The sequence below is a fragment of the Streptomyces sp. 796.1 genome (assembly GCF_047525675.1).
Taxonomy (GTDB): Bacteria; Actinomycetota; Actinomycetes; order Streptomycetales; family Streptomycetaceae; genus Streptomyces.
The window spans coordinates 86736-109473 of record NZ_JBLIWA010000016.1; the positions used below are offsets into that span (position 1 = coordinate 86736).

The following is a 22738-nucleotide window of genomic DNA, read 5'->3' on the forward strand; positions in this document are numbered from 1 at the left end:
AACGCGATCAGAGGTCGGTGCTGCCGAAGGCCAGGCCGATGAGGTCGTCCGCGTCCATCGCGTCGATCGACTCCAGATCGCCCGGGCCCGCGTCCCCTCCCGCCCCGTCGGCCTGCGGCGCGGATTCGTCGGCTGCCAGTTCCAGCAGCGCGCCGAGCAACCCGGCGGCGCGCAACCTGTCGGGGGCGACCGTGGCCAGCAGCCGGCGGATCTCCGCGTCGTCCACCTCCACGGCCCCGGCCGCCTCGTCACCCGTCCCCGCCGGCCCACCCAGTGCCCCGGCCAACTCCGCACGCAACTGCCCGGCCAGCGCGGCCGGCGTCGGATGGTCGAAGACCAGGGTGGCGGGCAGCCGAAGACCGGTGGCCGCGCCGAGTCGGTTGCGCAGTTCGACCGCCGTCAACGAGTCGACGCCGAGCTGTTTGAACGCCTGCTCGGGGCCGACCTCCGTACCGGACGCGTAGCTCAGGACCAGCGCTGTCTGCTCCCGCACCAGAGCGAGCAGCAGCCGGCCGCGCTCCGCCTCGGGCACCGCGGCCAGCCGGCTGACCAGTGCCTGCGCACCATCAGCCGCGGCCGACGCGCCGGCCGCGGCCCGCCGCACCGGAGCAGCGACCAACTGGCGTAGCAGCGGCGGCACTTGCTGCGCCCCGAGCGCCGCCCGCGCCGCGCCGGCATCGAAGCCCATCGCCACCAGCGCCGCCCGGTCGGCCGCCAGCGCCGCGCTGAAGTGGCCGAGGCCCACGGCGTCCGACAGCGGCGTCGTCCCGGCCCGGCGCAGCCGCGTCAGATCGGCGTCGCTCAGGTGCCCGGTCATGCCGCTCTCCCGCTCCCACAGCCCCCAGGCCACCGACACGCCGGGCAGCCCCTGGTCCCGCCGGTGCTGCGCGAGCGCGTCCAAGAACGCGTTGCCCGCCGCGTAGTTGCCCTGCCCGGGCCCACCCAGCACCGCGGCAGACGACGAGAAGAGGATGAAGAAGTCGAGTGGGGTGTGGTGGGTGAGTTGGTGGAGGTTCCAGGCGGTGTGGGTTTTGGGGCGGAGTACGGGGTGGGTGCGTTGGGGTGTGAGGTGGGTGAGGAGTGCGTCGTCGAGTGTGCCGGCGGTGTGGATGATGCCGGTGAGGGGGTGTTGGGGTGGGATGGTGTTGAGGGCGTTGGTGAGTTGTTGTTTGTTGGTGGTGTCGCAGGTGGTGATGGTGGGGGTGGCGCCGAGTTGGGTGAGTTGGTGGTGGAGTTGGGTGGCTCCGGGTGCGTTGGGTCCTTGGCGGGAGAGGATGAGGAGGTGGCGGATGTTGTGGTGGGTGACGAGGTGGTGGGCGATGAGGCTGCCGAGTACGCCGGTGCCACCGGTGATCACCACCGTCCCGTCCCGCGCCGCGTCGGGCGCCGGCGGCATCGTCAGCACCACCTTGCCGACGTGCCGTGCCTGACTCATGAAGCGGAACGCGTCCAACCCGCGCCGCACGTCCCAGGTGGCGGTGGGCAGCGGCCGAAGGGCACCCGAGGCGAACAGCGGCATGAGCGCGCCCATCATCCGACCGATCCGCTCGAAACCGGCGTCGATCAGGTCGAACCAGAGGTAGGACCGCCCCGGGTGGTCGGCCGCCACCCGCTCCGCATCGCGGATGTCGGTCTTGCCCATCTCGACGAACCTGCCGCCGTCGCGCAACAGCCGCAGCGAGGCGTCCACGTACGCGTTGGCCAACGAGTTCAGCACCACGTCCACGCCGCCGGACGCGGTCCGCGTCCGCTCTTCGAAGTCCAGCGACCGCGAGGACGCGATCCGTTCCTCCGGCACGCCGAGCGCCCGCAGCACCGGCCACTTCGCCGGGCTCGCCGTGGTGAACACCTCGGCGCCGAGGTGTCGCGCGAGTTGCAGGGCGGCCAGGCCGACGCCGCCGGTCGCCGCGTGGATCAGCACGGACTCGCCGGCCCGCAGGTCGGCCAGTTCCACCAGGCCGTAGTAGGCGGTGAGGAACGCGATGGGCACCGAAGCGCCCTCGGTGTACGTCCAGCGTTCCGGCAGCGGTACGAGCAGCCGCCGGTCGACGACCGCAACCGGACCGAACGAGCCCGGCACCATGCCCATCACCCGGTCGCCGGGCGCCAGGTCGGTGACGTCGGACGCCACCTCAAGGACGACACCGGCCGCCTCCCCGCCCATCACGTCCTGATCGACCATGCCGAGGCCGAGCAGCACGTCGCGGAAGTTCATCCCGGCCGCCCGCACCGCGAGCCGCACCTGCCCGGGGGCGAGCGCCGCAGCGGCCTCCGGGTACGGCACCAGCGCCAGGTTCTCCAAGGTGCCCTTGCCCCGGGTGTCCAGCCGCCAGGGCCCACCGTCCGCCGGCGGCTGCAACGCCTCCCCGGCGACCTCCCGCACCAGCCTGGGTACCAACAGCCGCCCCGTGCGCAGGGCGAACTGTGGTTCACCCGAGGCGAGCGCTGCCGCGAGCGCCGCTCGCGATGCCTCGTGCCCGTCGAGGTCGGCCAGTACGAACCGATCCGGGTTCTCCGTCTGCGCCGACCGCAACAGCCCCCACAGCGGGGCGTGCACCAGGTCCCCCAGGGCCTCACCGGCACCCGCGGCCACCGCGCCCCGCGTCACCACGACCAGCCTGCCGGTGAACCGCTGATCGGCCAGCCACGCCTGCGCCAGGGCGAGCACCCGGTCGACCGCGGCCAGCACCGCGTCGGGCACACCCGCATCGGGGACCCCCGCACCGTCCACCCGCGTACCGCCCGCGCCCACCGGGGCGCAGGTCACCAGGACCGTGTCCGGCACCGCGCCGCCGGAGTCGGCCAGGGCGACCAACGCGGCCAGATCCGGGTACCCGGTGATCGGCCGGCCGTCGGCGGACGCGCTCAGCGCGAGGCCGTCCGCGCCGACCAGTGCCCAGGACGCGGCAGACTCCGGGACGGCGTCCGACAAGGGCGCCTCGGTCCAGTCCACCCACAGCGCACCGTCGCGGTCACCGGAGCCCGCGGACTGCACCTGCTCCTCGGTCACCTCCCGACCGACCAGCGAGGCCACCTCGGCCACCGGAGCACCCGCCCCGTCGGCGAGGGCCAGCGCCAGAGCGCCCGTACCATCGTTCACCAGGCGAACGCGGAGCGTGGTCGCGCCGGACGCGTACAGCCGCACCCCGGTCCACGAGAACGGCAGCCGCACCGGGGCGGCGGGATCGACGGCGCCGTGCAACGCGGCGTCGAGCAGCGCCGGATGCAGGCCGAACCCGGCGGCTGCCGCCTGGTGCTCCGCCGGCAGCCGCACCTCGGCGAACAGCGTTTCGCCGCGCCGCCACAGCGCCCGCAGGCCCTGGAACACCGGCCCGTAGCCCAGCCCGCTCGTCGCCAACCGCGGATAGAACCCGTCCAACTCCACCGGCTCCGCGCCCGCCGGCGGCCACACCTCAAGGTTCCAGTCCGGCTGTCGGGCACCGGCGCTGACGAAGCCGGTCGCATGGCACGACCAGCCGGCGTCGGACCCTGCCCCGTCGGGCTGGGAATGGATGGTCAACGGCCGCCGTCCGGAACCCTCCTCCGCCGCACCGACGGTGAGCTGCAACCGGACGGCCGCTCCCTCGGGGACGACCAGCGGCGCCGCGAGCGTCAGTTCCTCCAGTACGTCACACCCCACCTGGTCACCCGCTCGGATGGCGAGTTCCACCAGTGCCGCCCCCGGCACCAGCACCGTGCCCCACACCGCATGGTCGGCCAACCACGGCTGCGAACGCACTGACACCCTGCCGACCAGCACCGTTTCCCCGCCCTCACCGGCCAACGACAACACGCCGCCCAGCAAGGGATGCTCCGCCGCGTCCAACCCGGCCGCCCGGACGTCACCAGCCGCCTCCGGAGCAGCCAGCCAGTAGTGCTGGCGTTGGAAGGGGTAGGTGGGGAGGTTGAGGCGGTTGGTGGTGGGTGGGAGGAGGTGGGTCCAGTTGGGGGGTGTGCCGTGGGCGGTGGTGGTGGCTGCTGCGGTGAGGAGTTGGGTCCAGTTGCCGTGGTCGCGGCGGAGGGTTCCGGTGATGGTGGCGGGGTGATTGGTGGTGTCGGTGATGTCGTGGAGTGGGGTGGTGAGGATGGGGTGGGGGCTGATTTCGATGAAGAGGGTGTGTCCGTTGTTCAGTGCGGTGGTGACGGCGTGGGTGAGGAGTACGGGTTGGCGGAGGTTGGTGTACCAGTACTCGACGGTGAGCTGGGTGGTGTCCAGGGCCTCGCCGGTGGTGGTGGAGTAGAACGGGATGTCGCTCGCCACTGGCTTCAACTCGCCCAAGCTGTCGGCCAGTTGATTTCGCAGGGTTTCGACGTAGGGGCTGTGTGATGCGTAGTCGACGTTGATGCGGCGGGCGTGGATGTTGTGGTGTTCGCAGTGGGTGAGGAGTTGTTCTATTGCGGTGGTTTCGCCGGCGATGACGGTGGTGTGGGGTCCGTTGTGTGCTGCGATGTGGAGCTGGTCTCCCCATGCCCCGGGGAGTTGTTGGGTTGCTTCGGGGGTGAGGGTGATGGAGGCCATGGTGCCGTGGCCGGTGAGGGAGGTGCGGATGGCCTGGCTGCGGAGCGCGGTGACCCGAGCGCCGTCTTCCAGCGTCAGTGCTCCGGCGGTGACGGCGGCGGGGATTTCGCCTTGGGAGTGTCCGATGACGGCGGCGGGTTGGATGCCGAGGGATTGCCACACCCTGGCGAGGGAGACCATGACGGCGAACAGTGCGGGTTGGACGATGTCCACGCGCTCGATCGACTCACCGTTGGTGAGTACCTCGGTCAGTGACCAGTCCACGTACGGTGCGAGTGCGTTCTCGCACTCGGCTATTGACTGGCGGAAGACGTCGGATGTGGCAAGGAGTTCGGTGGCCATGCCGGTCCACTGGCTGCCCTGACCTGGGAAGACGAACACGGGCCGGCCGTGGTTGCCGCTGCCCGTCACCACGCCGGGGTGCTCCTGGCCCTGGGCCAGTGCGGCGAGTCCGGCAGTGAGTTCGGTGTGGTCGGTGCCGATGACGACGGCGCGGTGCTCGAACGTCGAACGCTCGGTCGCCAGCGCGTGCGCGACTGCGGTCGGCGACCAGTCGGGGTTGGCCTCCACGGCGGTCAGCAGCCGGTCCGCCGCGGCGTGCAGGGCCTGGGGGGAGCGGGCCGACAGCGGCCAGGCCACGGCCGGCGCAGCCGCGTAACCCTGCGGTTCGGGCTCAGGCTCGCGTACTGGATCCGGTGCCTGCTCCAGGATGATGTGCGCATTGGTGCCGCTGACGCCGAAGGAGGAGACGGCAGCCCGACGCGGGCGGCCGGTCTCGGGCCACGGGCGGGCTTCGGTGAGGAGTCGTACGGCCCCGGATTGCCAGTCGACGTGGGGTGTGGGTTCGTCCACGTGGAGGGTTTGAGGGAGGGCGCCGTGTTGCATGGCTTGCACCATTTTGATGATGCCGCCGACGCCTGCTGCGGCCTGGGTGTGTCCGATGTTGGACTTCAGCGAACCCAGCCACAACGGTCGATCCGCCGGTCGGTCCTGCCCGTAGGTGGCGAGCAGCGCCTGTGCCTCGATCGGGTCGCCCAACCGGGTGCCCGTGCCGTGCGCCTCCACCACGTCCACCAGGTCGGGGGAGAGGCCGGCGAACTCCAACGCCTGTTGGATGACGCGCTGTTGCGCGGGACCGTTGGGCGCGGACAGGCCGCTGCTCGCACCGTCCTGGTTGATGGAGGAACCGCGCAGCACGGCCAGTACCCGGTGCCCGGCGTGGCGTGCCGTGGAGAGCCGCTCCACCAGCAACATGCCCGCGCCCTCGCCCCAGGCCGTGCCGTCGGCCGCTGCTGCGAACGACTTGCAGCGGCCGTCCTTGGCCAACCCACCCTGCCGGCTGAACTCCACGAAGGTGGTCGGCGTGGCCATCACGGTCACCCCGCCCGCCAACGCCATCGTGCAGTCACCCCGCCGTACCGCCTGGCCTGCCAGGTGCAGGGCGACCAGCGACGACGAACACGCCGTGTCCAGCGTGACCGCGGGGCCCTCAAGTCCGAGCGCGTACGCGATCCGGCCCGATGCGACACTGCCGGCGTTGCCGCTGCCGAGGAACCCGGCGACGGGTTCGTCCACCTCGTCACCCAGGCGCGCCGCGTAGTCGTGGTACATCAGCCCGGCGAAGACACCCACCCGGGAGCCGCGCAGCGACGCCGGCACGATGCCCGCCCGCTCGAACGCCTCCCACGCCGTCTCAAGCAACAACCGCTGCTGCGGGTCCATGGCCAGGGCCTCGCGCGGGCTGATGTCGAAGAACGCCGGATCGAAGCCGGTCGCCCCCTCAAGGAAGCCGCCCTCGCACACGTACGAGGTGCCGGGCCGCGCCCCGTCCGGGTCGTAGAAGTCCTCCAGGTGCCAGCCGCGCTCCGCCGGTGGGGCGCCGATGGCGTCCCGGCCCTCGGACACGAGCCGCCACAGCCCCTCCGGGGTGTCGACGCCGCCGGGGAATCGGCAGCTCATCCCGATGATGGCCAGCGGTTCGCGGTCGGCTTCCTCCAGCTCGGCCACCCGGCGTCGGGACTCGGTGAGCTCCGCCGTGGCCCAGCGCAGGTGCTCGCGAAACTTGTCTTCCTGTGACACTTTGAGCCTGCTCCTAAAGCCGGTTCGGGTTCGAGGGAGTGCCGCGGTCAGTGGTCCGCAACTGGTCAAGGGCCGCGAAGAGTTCGTCGTCGCTCGCCGCCGACAGGTCGGTGCCATCCGACGCGTCCTGCGGCTCGTCCGCCCAGCGGGCCAACAGGTCACGCAGCCGGTGGGCGATCGACCCGCGGGCCTGCGCGTCGTCGGCGAAGGAGGAAAGGAACTCCTCCAGCCGGTCGAGTTCGGCCAGCGCCGGCGCGACCTCGGTGCCCTGGTGCCCGCTCAGTTCGGCACACAGGTGGTCGGCCAGCGCGGTCACGTTGGGGTAGTCGAAGATCAGGGTGCTCGGCAGATCGACGCCGGTCTCCTCGTGCAGGGCGGCCTGGAGGTCGAGGCTGGCGAGGGAGTCGAAGCCCAGGTCCACAAAGCCCAACTCCACGTCGATGCCCTCCTCCGGTGCCTCACCGAGCGCCGCCGCCGCCTGCGTCAGCACCAACTCGGTCAGCACCCGCAGCCGCTCCGGCTCCGCCATGGCCCGCAGTCGCTGCGCGGCGGGCAGGGCGCCACCGTCGGCCGGCGCCCGCCCGCCCCCCGCGTCCTGCGCTGGCACGGCCGTCGGCGGTACGGCGCCGGGGGCGACCGCGCCCGTCCCGGTGGATGGCGCAGCCGTTGCTGCCAACGCCCGTAGCAGCGGGGCAGTACGGTCCCCGGCGGCACGCTCGCGCAGCCGCTCGGGATCGAGGCGGAGGGGGACCAGGACTGGTTCCCCGCGCACCGTGCGGGCCGTGTCGAAGAGGTCGAGCGCATCCGGTGTCGCCAGGGCCCGCACCCCGTCCCGACCCACCCGCTCCCGCTCCCGATCCGTCAACTCTCCAGTCAACGTGCTGCGTTCGGCCCACAGACCCCAGGCCAGGGAGCGCCCCGGCAGGCCGGCTGCGTGCCGGTGCCGGGCGAGCGCGTCCAGACAGGCGTTGGCCGCCGCGTACGCCGCCTGGCCCGCCGGCCCGAAAAGACCGGACGCGGAGGAGAACAGCACGAACTCGCGGAGGTCGAGCCCCCGGGTCAGCTCGTGCAGATGCCAGGCGGCGTCCACCTTGGGCCGCAGCACCGCCGCGAGCCGCTCCGGTGTCAGCGCCGACAACAGGGCGTCATCGACGACCCCGGCCGCGTGCACCACACCCGTCAGCGGCTGTCCGGCCGGCACCGCACGCACCACGTCGGCCAGCGCCCGCCGGTCGGCCACGTCACAGGCGGCGAACGTCACATCGGCACCCAACGCAGCTAGTTCAGCGGCCAGTTGGGAAGCATCGGGGGCCTGCTCGCCGCGCCGGCTGACGAGTAGCAGCCGTGCCGCGCCCTGCGCCGCAAGCCGCCGGGCGACCAACCCACCGAGCGTCCCGGTGCCACCGGTGATGAGCACCGTGCCGTGCGTGGTCGCGGCTGGCTCGACCGCGGTGGTGTCCGCGACCGGTAGCGGAGTGAGCCGCGGTACCAGGAACTGCCCGTCGTGCAGCGCCACCTCCGGCTCCGCATCGAGCAGCGCGAGCGCCGCCGCCACAGCGTCCCGCCCCGCGCCGTGGGCCAGATGCAGCAGGCCGAACCTGTGCGGGTGCTCCGAACGCGCACTCCGCAACAGTCCCTGCACCGCGGCACCCACCAGGTGACGACCGGGCGCGTCGGCGCTGGCAGCCGGAACACCGGTCACCGTGCCATCGGCCACCGGAAAACCGCTTGCCGAAACAGCGGCGCCCGTGTCACCGACCGCCAGGTCACCCCCGTCCGCGTCGCCGACCGCGACCAGCCGCGCCCCGGCCAACCCCGGCGCCGCCAGCCAGGCCCGTACCAGCGCCAGCAGTTCACCGGCCGTGGCGTGCACCGCGGCCGGCAGATCGGGGGAGTCGGATCCCGGCGGCGAGGGCACCGGCCACAGGACGACCGCAGGCGCGGGCGCGCCCCCGGCCACCGCCGTGACCAGCTCAGGGAGGCCCGGGTAGGAAGCCGCACCGACGGCCAGCGGCGACTTTCCCGCGTGGTCACCGAGCACCGCGACCGGGCCCGCGGCGCCGCCGCCCGGGGCAGTCACCGGCACCCAGTGCGTCCGCAACAGCGCCCCGGACGCGGCGGGCAGCGGGGCCCGGAACGGCCTGGACTCAAGGCGGGCGACGGACAGCACCGGAGCGCCGGCGGCATCGGTCGCGGTCACCGCCACGGCATGTGGCCCGTCGGGTGTGATGCGCACGCGCAACGTGTCGCCCCCGGCCCCGGTGATCCGTACACCCTGCCACGCGTACGGGACCAGCGGCTTTGCGTCCCCGGCGGGCGCCGCGGCGATCGTGGCCCGCAGCGCGGCGTCGAGCAGCGCCGGATGCACCCCGAACCGGTCGGCCTGCGCCGGCACGACGGCCGGCAGGACCGCCTCGGCGAACACCTCGTCCTCGCGCCGCCACACCGCCCGCAATCCGTCGAAGGCGGGCCCGGCGCCGATGCCCAGCCGCGTCGACCGGTCGGCGAAGTCCGTGAGACCCACCGGTTCGGCCCCGTGCGGTGGCCACTGGGCCCCGTCCGCCGGCGCCGCCAGCGCTGCCGGCGCGGGTACCAGCGTGCCCACCGCGTGCCGGGTCCACTGACCGGCTCCCTCATCCGCATCATCCACAGCGCCCGCGTCAGCCGTGTCACCCGCGGGGCGCGCTGCATCCGCATCACCTGCGGGGCGCGCGGACAGTTCGAACGCACGCTGGCCCGCGGCGTCCGGGCCGCCCACGAACAGACGCAGCGCGCTGCCCTCCGCAGGCCCGGCCTCGGGCCCCGGCAGCACCAGCGGAGCGACCAGCGTCAACTCCGCCACTTGCCCGCACCCCACCCGCTCGCCCGCCCAGCACGCCAACTCGACCACCGCCGTGCCGGGCAGCAGTACCCGACCCAGCACCCGGTGGTCCGCCAGCCACGGATGGGCGCGTACGGACAACCGGCCCGTGTACACCACCGCGCCGTCGGGCAGCGGCACCGCCGCCTCAAGGAGCGGATGGTCGGCCGGTGCGAGCCCGGCCGCCGCCACGTCGGGCACCACGGGCCCGTCGTCCAACCAGTAGCGACGGCGACGGAAGGCGTAGGTGGGCAGCTCCACCGCGGGCTCCCCGCTCGGGAACGCCGCCGACCAGTCCACCGGCAGGTCGTTGACGTGCAGCTCGGCCAGTGCGGCCGACAGCCCGTCAGCGCCGCTGGCCCCACCGGTCGGCGAGCCGACCACGCGCACCGCACGCCCGGCCGCAGCGGCCAGCGCCGCGACGTCAGGGGCGACCGCGCCCCCCTCGCCGACCTCAACGAACAGCACGTGGCCGCGCCCGAGCACCTCCCGTACGGCACCGTCGATGCCGTCGGGCGCCGCGTGGAACGGTATGCGGGCCCCCGCAGGATCGACCGGTGGGACGACAGCGGAGGTCACCGCACGGGCCCCCTCCTTCAACGACAGCGCACCGGCCACACACGCCCCGGCCACCTCGGCCGAGCCCACGCCGATGACCGCCGCGGGCCGCACCCCGTACTCCTCCCACAGCCCGGCCAGCGCCACCAGGACCGCCCACCGGACCGCCCGCCCCACGACCGCCGCACCCCCTGCGTCCCCCGCATCCGCTGCACCATCTGCACTCGCCGCCACGTCCGCCGCGGACGCGGAGGGCGCGGAGGGCGCGATGGACGCGGTGTCCGCAGGGGAGGTGGCGTACGCCGCGGACGCGGCCGGGCCACCGGACAACAGCTCCCGCACCGACCAGTCGACGCAGTCACCCAGCGCCTCGTCGCACTCGGCGAGCCGCCGGGCGAACGCGGGCGAGGCGTCGACCAAGCGGGCCGCCCAGTCCAGCCGCTCCGGCGCGGCCAGTACGAACACCGCCCGCGCGGCGGTGCGCACGCTCCCGCTGGTCACCCCCGGCTCCGACTGCCCGGCGGCCAGCGCCCGCACCCCGGCCAGCAGCTCATCCCGGTCGGCGCCGAGCACCACGGCCCGGTGCTCGAAGACCGAGCGAGTACGGGCGAGCGCCGCGCCCACCGCATCGGCGGTCAACTCCGGGCGCTCGGCCACGTACCGGGCCAGCCGTTCGGCCTGGTCCCGCAGGGCCGCAGCGCCGCGCCCGGCGAGCACCCACGGCACGGGGCCGGGCAACGGCGCGGACGCGGCCCGCGCCCCGGCCCCCGCCACCACACCCGCATCGCCAGCCGCATCCGCGTCCGCTTCGGGAAGCTCGGCGGCGTGCTCCACGATGACGTGCGCGTTGGTGCCGCTGACCCCGAACGAGGACACCCCGGCCCGCCGCGGGCGACCCGTCCGCGGCCACGCCCGCTGCTCGGTCAGCAACTCCACAGCGCCGGCCGACCAGTCCACGTGCGGGTTCGGCGCATCGACGTGCAGGGTGCGGGGCAGCACCCCGTGCCGCAGCGCGAGCACCGTCTTGATCACCCCGGCCACCCCGGCGGCTGCCTGCGCATGGCCGATGTTGGACTTCACCGAGCCCAGCCACAGCGGCCGGTCCGCCGGTCGGTCCTGCCCGTAGGTGGCGAGCAGTGCCTGTGCCTCGATCGGATCGCCGAGCGAGGTGCCCGTGCCGTGCGCCTCCACCGCGTCCACCTCCGCCGCGGACAGCCCGGCCGCGGCGAGCGCCTGCCGGATGACCCGCTGCTGCGCCGGCCCGCTCGGCGCGGTCAGCCCGCTGCTCGCCCCGTCCTGGTTGACGGCGCTGCCTCGCACCACCGCGAGCACCCGGCGCCCGGCGCGCCGCGCGTCCGAAAGCCGCTCCAGGAGCAGCACGCCCACGCCCTCCCCGAGCGCCGTGCCGTCGGCGCCGGCCGCGAACGCCTTGCACCGCGCGTCGGCCGCGAGCCCGCGCTGCCTGCTGAACTCGATCAGCGCCAGCGGCGAGGCCATCACCGTCACCCCACCGGCCAGCGCCAGCCCGCAGTCACCCGAGCGCAGCGCCTGCGCCGCCTGGTGCACGGCGACCAGCGACGACGAACAGGCCGTGTCCAAGCTGATCGCCGGCCCCTGGAGCCCGAGCGCGTACGCCACCCGCCCGGAGGCCACACTGCCCGTGCTCCCGTTGCCGAGGTAACCCTCGAACTCGCCGGGCGCCTGGCGCAGCCGGGCCGCGTAGTCCTGGTAGATGACGCCGGCGAACACCCCGGTACGGCTGCCGCGCAGCGTGAGGGGGTCGATGCCGGCCCGCTCGACCGCCTCCCAACAGGTCTCCAGGAGCAGCCGCTGCTGCGGGTCGGTGGCCAGCGCCTCACGGGCGCTCATCCCGAAGAACCCCGGGTCGAAGGAGGCCGCGTCGTGCAGGAAGCCGCCCTCGCGTACGGAGACGCTGCCGTGCCTGGCCGGGTCCGGGTCGTACAGGTCCGGGTCCCAGCCGCGGTCGGTCGGGAACGGGGAGATGACGTCCTGCTCGCCCGTGACCACCCGCCACAGGTCCTCGGGCGATGCGACGCCGCCGGGGAAGCGGCAGGCCATGCCGACGATCGCGATCGGCTCGCCGCCCGCCGCCTCCACCTCCCGCAGCCGCTGCCGGGTCCTGCGCAGGTCCAAGGTCAGCCGTTTGAGGGTGTCCAGAACCTTCTTGTCGCTCGTCATGCCGGTGTGCGTCTCCCCCCGCGAGGTGGTGTCCACGTCGTTCATCAGCCGCGCAACTCGTCGTCGACGATGTCCAGGAAGTCGGCCAGGGACACGTCACCGAACTCGTCATCCACATCCGCGTCCGGGCCGTCGCCGGACACCTCGGGGACGTCGCCATCCCCCACCACGTCGGCCAGCAAGTCCCGCAGACGCTTGGCCAGTTGGTCGCGGGCCGGCCCGTCGACTGCCACCGCCGCCGCGTCAGCGGCCACGCCGTCGAGCCGCGCCAACACCCCGTCCAGGTCGGGCCGCTCCCGCTCCCGCAACAACTCCCCGAGACGGTCCGCCACCTCGGCCGGCGTGGGATGGTCGAAGACCAGGGTGGCGGGCAGCCGCAGCCCGGTGGCCGCGGCCAACCTGTTCCGCAGCTCCACCGCGCGCAGCGAGTCGTAGCCCGCATCGAGGAAGCCGCGTTCGTCGCTGATGACCTCGGCCGAGGCGTACCCCAACACGAAGGCCGCCTCGGACCTCACCAACTCCCGCAAGGCATGGGCTTGTTCGCCAGGTGAAAGTCCGTCCAGTATCCGCCGGGTGCCCTGCTCCGCCGACTGCGCAGCGTCCCCCGAACCACCTGGCGCACTGCCGGCGACCGTACGGGAGGGCGCCGCGGCCCCCAGTAGTCCCCGCAGCAGTGCGGGACGCGGACCCGAGCGGGCCCTGAGCCCCGCCAGGTCGAGCCGGACCGGAACCACCAGCGACCGGTCCTGCCCCAGCGCCAGGTCGAACAGGTCCAACCCGTCCGCCGACGACAGCGGCAACACCCCCGACCGCCGCAGCCGTGCGAGGTCCGCCTCGTCCAAGGCGCTGGTCATCCCACTGACCTCCGACCACAGCCCCCACGCCATCGACACCGCGGGCAGCCCGAGCCCCCGCCGGTAGTCGGCCAGCGCGTCCAGGTACCCATTGGCCGCCGCGTAGTTCGCCTGCCCCGCATTGCCGAGCACGCCACCGGCGGCCGAGAAGAGGATGAAGAAGTCGAGTGGGGTGTGGTGGGTGAGTTGGTGGAGGTTCCAGGCGGTGTGGGTTTTGGGGCGGAGTACGGGGTGGGTGCGTTGGGGTGTGAGGTGGGTGAGGAGTGCGTCGTCGAGTGTGCCGGCGGTGTGGATGATGCCGGTGAGGGGGTGTTGGGGTGGGATGGTGTTGAGGGCGTTGGTGAGTTGTTGTTTGTTGGTGGTGTCGCAGGTGGTGATGGTGGGGGTGGCGCCGAGTTGGGTGAGTTGGTGGTGGAGTTGGGTGGCTCCGGGTGCGTTGGGTCCTTGGCGGGAGAGGATGAGGAGGTGGCGGATGTTGTGGTGGGTGACGAGGTGGTGGGCGATGAGGCTGCCGAGTACGCCGGTGCCACCGGTGATCACCACCGTCCCCTCGGTCCGCAACACCGGGACCTTGGCCCCCACCGACGGGCGACTGCGCTCCAACCGCGGCACCCACACGCGCCAGCCCCGCACGGCGTACTGCGGCTCGGACCCGCCGAGCACCTCAGCCAGCACCGTCCCCGAAGCGACGTCCGCATCCAGGTCCACCAGCGTGAACCGGTCCGGGTGCTCCGCCTGCGCGGACCGCACCGCGCCCCACACCGAGGCCGCCGCCAGGTTCGACACGGCCTCCGCCGAACCGCCTGCCGCGTCCTTGGCCGTGCCGTTCCTCGCACCGTTCCTTGCGCCGTTCGCGCCGCTGTCCCCGCCGGTAGCGGTGTCGGCCGGGGGCACCGCTACGGCCCCCCGGGTCACCAGCACCAGCCGCGCATCCGCGAACCTGTCGTCCGTCACCCACTCCTGAAGCACCGCGAGCATGCGTGTCACCGCCTCGCCCACCGCATCGGCCGACCGGCACTCCGCATCACTCGGCCACGGCCACGGCATGACCACCACCGCGGGCACGCCGGCCGGGGCCCGGTCCTCGCTCGCCGTCCCGGCGAGGGCCGCCAGCGTCGGATGGGCCGCGACCGTGCCGCCGGCCGCCAACAGCGCCGGACCGACCCCGAGCCCGTCCGTACCCACCACGGCACAGTCCGCCACTCGCGCGGCACCGGGAGCCCCGGTGGACACCTGTTGCCACGCCACCTGGAACAGCGAGTCCGCCACCGGCGCCCGGCCCGATGCGGTCAACTGCCGCTCGTCCACCGGCCGCACCGCCAGCTCGGCGACCGTCGCCACCGGCACACCCTGCTCATCGGCCACCGCGAGGGACATCGTGTCGGTCCCGGTGGGCGTCAGGCGTACGCGCAGGGCGCTCGCCCCGGTGGCGTGCAGGGTGACCCCGCTGAACGAGAACGGCAGCACCACGCGCTCCGCCCCGTCGAGCAGCGTCCCGTGCAGGGCCGCGTCCAGTAGGGCCGGGTGCAGGTCGAACCGGCCGGCGTCGACCCGCTGCGGCTGGGGCAAGCGCACCTCGGCGAACACCTCGGCACCGCGCCGCCAGGCAGCGCGCAACCCCTGGAACGCGGGCCCGTAGACCATGCCGTCCTCGGCCAACCGCGGATACAGCCCCTCGATGCCCACCGGCACGGCCCCCACCGGCGGCCAACTCGCCTCCGCGTCCCAACCGGGCTCCGCCACCGTGCCCACGTGCGGACCGGTGTCCGTGCTCGCGGACAGCGTCCCCGTCGCATGACAGGTCCACACCGTCTCCGTGGGGTGTGGGGGGTGGGGTGTGGAGTGGATGGTGAGGGGGTGTTGTCCGTTGGTGTTGGGGGTGCCGATGTGGATTTGGAGGTGTTGGGGTTGGTGGGGTGTGAGGGTGAGTGGGGTGTGGAGGGTGAGTTCGTCGATGTGGTGGAGTCCGGTGTGGTGTGCGGTGTGGAGGGCGAGTTCGAGGAGTGCGGTGCCGGGGAGGAGTGGGGTGTTCCAGAGGGCGTGGTCGTTGAGCCAGGGGTGGGTGTGGGTGGAGATCTGTCCGGTGTAGAGGGTCTCCTGGCTACCGGCAAGGTCCGTACGCGTCAGCAGGAACGGATGGTCCGCACGGTGCGCGTTCGGGTGCCTGGTGGAGGGGCTGGCGAGCCAGTAGTGCTGGCGTTGGAAGGGGTAGGTGGGGAGGTCGAGGTGGTTGGTGGTGGGTGGGAGGAGGTGGGTCCAGTTGGGGGGTGTGCCGTGGGCGGTGGTGGTGGCTGCTGCGGTGAGGAGTTGGGTCCAGGTGCCGTGGTCGCGGCGGAGGGTTCCGGTGATGGTGGCGGGGTGTCCGGTGGTGTCGGTGATGTCGTGGAGTGGGGTGGTGAGGACGGGATGCGGGCTGATCTCGATGAAGAGGGTGTGTCCGTTGTTCAGTGCGGTGGTGACGGAGTGGGTGAGGAGTACGGGTTGACGGAGGTTGGTGTACCAGTACTCGACGGTGAGGTGGGTGGTGTCCAGGGCCTCGCCGGTGGTGGTGGAGTAGAACGGGATGCCGCTCGCCTCCGGCTTCAACTCGCCCAAGCTGTCGGCCAGAGGGCTTTTCAGGGCTTCGACGTAGGGGCTGTGTGATGCGTAGTCGACGTTGATGCGGCGGGCGTGGATGTTGTGGTGTTCGCAGTGGGTGAGGAGTTGCTCTATTGCGGTGGTTTCGCCGGCGATGACGGTGGTGTGGGGTCCGTTGTGTGCGGCGATGTGGAGTTGGTCTCCCCATGCCCCGGGGAGTTGTTGGGTTGCTTCGGGGGTGAGGGTGACCGATGCCATCGCTCCTTGTCCGGTGAGGGTGGTGCGGATGGCTTGGCTGCGGAGTGCGGTGATGCGGGCGCCGTCTTCGAGGGTGAGTGCTCCGGCGATGACGGCGGCGGGGATTTCGCCTTGTGAGTGTCCGATGACGGCGGCGGGTTGGATGCCGAGGGACTGCCACACCCTGGCGAGAGAGACCATGACGGCAAACAGCGCGGGTTGGACGATGTCCACGCGCTCAATGGGTTCACCGTTGGTGAGTACCTCGGTCAGTGACCAGTCCACGTACGGTGCGAGCGCGTTTTCACACTCGGCTATTGACTGGCGGAAGACGTCGGATGTGGTGAGGAGTTCGGTAGCCATGCCGGTCCACTGCGAGCCCTGACCTGGGAAGACGAACACGGGCCGGCCGTGGTTGCCGCTGCCGGTGACGACGCCGGGGTGTTCCTGGCCGTTGGCGAGGGCGTGCAGGGTCTCGCGTAGGTGGTCGCGGTCGTGGGCGAGGAGTACGGCGCGGTGTTCCAGGGGGGTCCGGCCGAGCAGGGTGTGGGCGATCGCGTACGGATCGGTGTCGGGGTGTTCTTCGACGTACGCGGCAAGTTGCGCGGCCTGGGCACGCAGGGCTTGGGTGTCGCGGGCCGAGATAACGACCGGCACCACACCCGTGGCAATCCCTGTGGCCTCGTCGCCCGAGGTGTCCTCGGCCGGCAGCTCGGCCGCCTCTTCCGGGGCTTCTTCCAGGATGACGTGGGCGTTGGTGCCGCTGATGCCGAAGGCGGAGACCGCCCCGCGCCGGGGCTCGGCCCCGGCCCGTACCCACGGGCGCTCCTCGGTCAGCAACTCGACGGCACCGGCTGCCCAGTCCACGTGCGTGGTGGGCCGGGAGACGTGCAGGGTGCGGGGGAGCACCCCGTGCTGGAGTGCGAGAACCGTCTTGATGACCCCGGAGATGCCGGCGGCGGCCTGGGTGTGTCCGATGTTGGACTTGAGCGAACCCAGCCACAGCGGCCGGTCGGCCGGTCGGTCCTGCCCGTAGGTGGCGAGCAGCGCCTGTGCCTCGATCGGGTCACCCAACCGGGTGCCCGTGCCGTGCGCCTCCACCGCGTCGACCTGGTCCCCGGTCAGTCGGGCGTCGGCCAGTGCGGCGCGGATGACGCGTTGTTGGGAGGGGCCGTTCGGGGCGGCGAGGCCGTTGGACGCGCCGTCCTGGTTGGTCGCCGAGCCCCGGATGACGGCGAGCACCTGGTGGCCGTTGCGCCGGGCGTCCGAGAGCCGTTCGAGCAGCACCATGCCGGCGCCCTCGGACAGGCCGAAGCCGTCGGCGTCGTCCGAGAACGCCATGCAGCGGCCGTTCTCCGACAACGCGCCCATCCGGTTGAAGCCGATGAACACGTCCGGTGTGGGCATCACCACGACGCCGCCGGCCAGCGCCATCGAGCATTCGCCGGCACGCATCGCCTGGGTGGCCAGGTGCAGCGCGACCAGCGAGGACGAGCATGCGGTGTCCACCGTGACGGCGGGCCCCTCAAGCCCGTACGTATAGGCCAGCCGGCCCGATATGACACTGGTGACGCTGCCCGTGATGACGTAGTCCTGGACCGCGTCCGGCGCGTCGGCCGACTTCGGCCCGTACCCGTGCGACATCGCCCCCACGAACGCCCCGGTGCGGGTGCCGCGCAGCGTCGCCGGGTCGATGCCCGCCCGCTCGAACGCCTCCCAGGAGGTTTCGAGGACCAACCGCTGCTGCGGGTCCATGGCTAGTGCCTCGCGCGGACCGATGCCGAAGAACGCCGCATCGAAACCGGCGACGTCCCGCAGGAACCCACCCTCCCGGGCGGGCCGGCGGCCGGCTCCGGCGGGGTCGGCGTCGCCAACGCCGAACGCCTCGGCCAGGTCCCAACCCCGGTCGGTCGGCGGCGACGAGATCGCGTCACCGCCGCTTTCGACCAGGCGCCACAGGTCATCCGGGCTGGTCACGCCGCCGGGCAGCCGGCAGGCCATGGCGATGATGGCGATCGGGTCGTCATCGGCGGCCGGCGCCGCGACCACCGCGCCCCGCCCGGCCGCGGCGGCGACCGGCTGCTCCACCAACAACGTACGCAGGTGCGCCGCCAGCGCGAGCGGCGTCGGGTAGTCGAACACGAGGGTGGCCGGCAGCCGCAGCCCGGTCGCCTCCGCGAGACGGTTGCGCAGGGCCACCGACGTCAACGAGTCGAACCCGGCGTCCTTGAACGCACGGTCCGGGCGGGCGGACTCCGCGGAACCGAGCCCCAGCACCACCACGGCGTGCCCGGTGACCAACTCCGTCAGCGCCGCCTCCTGATCCGCCACGGACAGCGCGGCCAACCGGTCGCGCAACTGCGCGGCGACACCGCCGGCCCCCTCGTTGTCCCCGTCCGCGTCGGACTTGGCGAGCAACCGCCGGGCCGCGGGCAACTCGTCAAGGAGCCGACTCGGCCGCATCGAGGTGAACAGCGGTACGAAGCGCGCCCAGTCGATGTCGGCCACGGCCACGAAGGTGTCGTCGTGGTCGAGCGACTCCTTGAGCGCGGCGACGGCCAACGGGGCCGGCATCAGCGGCAGCCCCTGCTGGCGCACCCGCTCCCGGGTCTCCTCGACGTCCACCCCGTCGAGGTTCTGCCAGGTGTGGACGGCGTCCTCCCACACACCCCAGGCCACCGACGTCATCGGCACCCCGCGCGCACGCCACTGCTCCGCCAGCGCGTCGAGGGCCGCGTTCGCCGCCGCGTACGCCGCGTGGTCGCCACTGCCCCAGAAGCCCGCGATGGACGAGAAGAGGACGAACGCGTCCAACTCACCGGGCTCCAACAACTCCGCCAGGTGCACCGCACCGTCCACCTTCGCGGCCAGCACCGCGTCCAGGCTGGACAACGTCGTGTCACCCACCGGAGCGAGCTCGATGAACGCCGCGGCGTGCAGCACGGTACGCACCGTGTGCCCCTCCGCCCGCAACCCGGCCAGCAGCGCCGCCACCGCGTCACGGTCGGCCACGTCGCACGCCGCCACGGACACCGCGACACCCTGCCGCTCCAGGTCCGCCACCAGCTCCGGCGCGCCCGGCGCGTCCGGCCCCGACCTGCTGACCAGCACCAGATGCTCCGCGCCCTGGGCCACCAGCCACTCCGCCAACCGGGGCGCGAGGCTCCCGGTCCCGCCGGTGATCAAGGTCGTGCCCCGGGGCCGCCACCGCCGGGCCGGTGCCGCTCCACCCGCCGCACTCACCATTCGCCGTGCGAACAATCCCCCAGAACGCACCGCCACCTGGTCCTCGCCCGTCGCGCCGGACAGCACCTGCCGCAGCAGGGCGACCGCACGCGCGTCCAGGCCCGCCGGCAGATCGACCAACCCACCCCACAGCCCCGGGTGTTCAAGGGCGACCACCCGGCCGAGCCCCCACACCTGCGCCTGCACCGGATCGGCCGGGCCGTCCGACGGGCCCGTGGACACCGCGCCGCGGGTGACGCTCCACAGCGGCGCCCGCACCCCGAGCTCATCCAGCGCCTGAACCAGGGTCAACGTCAGCGCCACTCCGGTCGCCAGCGCGCCGTACCGCGGATGCGGACGCGCGTCCAACCCCAGGAACGACAGCACACCGGCCGCCCCGCCCCCGTCGTCCGCACCGCGTGCCTCGGCGATGACGTCCCGCAACCGGCTACCGAGCACCGCACGATCGTCGTCCGTATCGGCCAGCTCGACCGGTACGACCCGCACGCCGTGACCGCCGAGTACGTCCAGCGCCTCGGCCACCCACGGGTCCGACCGCTGGCCGGCGGTGAGCACCACGAGCCAGGTTCCGGCCAGCGGCGCCGGCGACACCCGGGCGACCGGCTTCCAACCGATCCGGTAGCGCCACCCGTCGACCGCATCGCGCTCCCGGTGCTGCCTGCGCCACGCCGACAGCGTCGGCACCAGCGCGGACAGCGACGCACGCCCGGCCTCGTCCTCGATCTGCAACGCCTCCGTCAACGCACCGACGTCACCCTCATCGACCGCCGCCCAGAACCCCGCGTCCACCGCGTCCACCACGGCAGCCCCCGCTTCGACACCCGCAGCGGCCTCGTCGTAGATCCACAGGTGCTGGCGTTGGAAGGGGTAGGTGGGGAGGTTGAGGCGAGCGGTTGTGGGTGGGAGGAGGTGGGTCCAGTTGAGGGGTGTGCCGTGGGCGGTGGTGGTGGCTGCTGCGGTGAGGAGTTGGGTCCAGGTGCCGTGGTCGCGGCGGAGGGTTCCGGTGATGGTGGCGGGGTGTCCGGTGGTGTCGGTGATGTCGTGGAGTGGGGTGGTGAGGATGGGGTGGGGGCTGATTTCGATGAAGAGGGTGTGTCCGTTGTTCAGTGCGGTGGTGACGGCGTGGGTGAGGAGTACGGGTTGGCGGAGGTTGGTGTACCAGTAGTCGGCGGTGAGTTGGGTGGTGTCCAGGGTTTCGCCGGTGGTGGTGGAGTAGAGCGGAATGTCGCTCTTGCGAGGTGTCAACGCGTCGAGAGATGCGCCGAGTTGGTCGCGGATTGCCTCCACGTACGGCGTGTGTGATGCGTAGTCAACGTTGATGCGGCGGGCGTGGATGCCTTGCTGTTCGCAGTGGTCGAGTAGTTGCTCTACTGCGGTGGTTTCGCCGGCGATGACGGTGGTGTGGGGTCCGTTGTGGGCGGCGATGTGGAGCTGGTCTCCCCATGCCCCGGGGAGTTGTTGGGTTGCTTCGGGGGTGAGGGTGACCGATGCCATCGCTCCTTGTCCGGTGAGGGAGGTGCGGATGGCCTGGCTGCGGAGCGCGGTGACCCGAGCGCCGTCTTCCAGCGTCAGTGCTCCGGCGATGACGGCGGCGGGGATTTCGCCTTGTGAGTGTCCGATGACGGCGGCGGGTTGGATGCCGAGGGACTGCCACACCCTGGCGAGAGAGACCATGACGGCGAAGAGTGCGGGTTGGACGATGTCCACACGCTCGATCGACTCACCGTTGGTCAGCACATCCGTCAACGACCACTCGACGTATGGCGTGAGTGCGTTCTCACACTCGGCTATTGACTGGCGGAAGACGTCCGAGGTGGTGAGGAGTTCGGTGGCCATGCCGGTCCACTGCGAGCCCTGCCCCGGGAAGACGAACACGGGCCGGCCGTGGTTGCCGCTGCCGGTGACGGCGCTGGGGTGTTCCTGGCCGTCCGCGAGGGCGTGGAGTTGCTCCAGCAGGTGGTCGCGGTCGTGGGCGAGGAGTACGGCGCGGTGTTCGAGGGTGGCTCGGCTGGTGAGGAGGGTGTGGGCGATGGCGTACGGGGTGGCGCTCGGGTGCTCTTCGATGTACGCGGCGAGTTGTGCGGCCTGGGCGCGTAGGGCTTGGGTGTCGCGGGCGGAGATGACTACCGGCACCACACCCGTGGCGATCTTGGGGCCTTCGTCTCCCTGGATGGATTCCTGCCGTGGCGCCTCTTCCGGGGCTTGCTCCAGGATGACGTGGGCGTTGGTGCCGCTGATGCCGAAGGAGGAGACGGCGGCTCGGCGGGGGCGGTCGGTCTCGGGCCAGGGGCGGGCTTGGGTGAGCAGGCGTACGGCCCCGGACTGCCAGTCGACGTGCGGCGTGGGTTCGTCCACGTGCAGCGTCTTGGGCAGGGTGCCGTGTTGCATGGCTTGCACCATTTTGATGATGCCGCCGACGCCTGCTGCGGCTTGGGTGTGTCCGATGTTGGACTTCAGCGAACCCAGCCACAGCGGCCGGTCCGCCGGTCGGTCCTGCCCGTAGGTGGCGAGCAGCGCCTGTGCCTCGATCGGGTCACCCAACCGCGTTCCCGTGCCGTGCGCCTCCACCACGTCCACGTCTGCCGGGGTCAGCCGGGCGTTCTTGAGGGCCTGGGTGATGGCCCTCTCCTGTGCCGGGCCGTTCGGCGCCGAGAAGCCGCTGCTGCTGCCGTCCTGGTTGATGGCTGACCCGCGGAGTACGGCGAGTACGTGGTGGCCGTTGCGCTGTGCGTCGGAGAGGCGTTCCAGCACCAGGACGCCGACGCCCTCGCCCCAGCCGGTGCCGTCGGCTGCTGCGGCGAACGCCTTGCAGCGGCCGTCGGGAGACAGGCCGCGCTGACGGCTGAACTCGACGAACCCGACCGGTGCGGTCATCACCGTGACGCCCCCGACGAGGGCCATCGAGCACTCGCCTGCGCGTAGCGACTGGCCCGCCAGATGCAGCGCGACCAGCGATGACGAACACGCCGTGTCCACCGTGACCGCGGGCCCTTCGAGGCCCAGGGTGTAGGCGATGCGGCCCGACACCACACTGCCCAGGCTGCCCGTCATCAGGTAACCCTCAAGGTCCTCCGGCGTCTCCTGGAGCGGAGCGGCGTAGTCCTGGTGCATCACACCGGCGAACACCCCGGTCCGGCTGCCCTGCACCGAGGTGGGGTCGATCCCCGCGCGCTCCAGTGCCTCCCAGGAGACTTCGAGCAGGATGCGCTGCTGCGGGTGCATGGCCGTCGCCTCGCGCGGACTGATCCCGAAGAACTCGGGGTCGAAGTCGGCCGCGCCGCGCAGGAATCCACCGGACCTGGTGTAGGTCTTGCCGGTGGCGTCCGGGTCCGGGTCGTAGAGCTCGGTGAGGTCCCAGCCGCGGTCCTCGGGGAATGCGGAGATCGCGTCGCCCCCGCCCGCCACCAACTGCCACAGTTCCTCGGGCGAGCTCACGTCCCCGGGGTAGCGGCAGGCCATGCCGACGATCGCGATCGGCTCGGAGGCCGCTGTGACCAGCGCGTTGTTGCGCTGCCGCAGGGACTCGACCTCTTTGAGGGAGGCCCGCAGTGCCTTGACGACTTCTTCGCTCGATGCGGTCATCGATAACTCCGAACCTCGTGGAATGAA

At 72.4% G+C, this 22738-nt stretch carries 3 protein-coding genes; all 3 read right to left on the minus strand.

Translation table 11 applies throughout. The features are described from left to right. Window positions 1-7: 7 nt before the first annotated feature. The 3 genes from ACMA1D_RS13215 to ACMA1D_RS13225 are packed head-to-tail and all read right to left on the minus strand — an operon-like array spanning window position 8 to window position 22711. Window positions 8-6649: a beta-ketoacyl synthase N-terminal-like domain-containing protein gene (locus ACMA1D_RS13215; RefSeq protein ID WP_414724157.1), complete on the minus strand. Its 6642-nt coding sequence runs from the start codon at window positions 6647-6649 to the stop codon at window positions 8-10. Next, window positions 6612-12215: an SDR family NAD(P)-dependent oxidoreductase gene (locus ACMA1D_RS13220; protein WP_414724158.1), complete on the minus strand. Its 5604-nt coding sequence runs from the start codon at window positions 12213-12215 to the stop codon at window positions 6612-6614. The genes ACMA1D_RS13215 and ACMA1D_RS13220 overlap by 38 nt, the downstream gene beginning before the upstream one ends. A gap of 44 nt (window positions 12216-12259) precedes the next feature. Continuing rightward, window positions 12260-22711 carry a type I polyketide synthase gene (locus tag ACMA1D_RS13225; protein ID WP_414724120.1) on the minus strand — a complete coding sequence of 3484 codons (10452 nt, stop codon included), beginning with the start codon at window positions 22709-22711 and terminating at the stop codon, window positions 12260-12262. Window positions 22712-22738 lie beyond the last annotated feature (27 nt).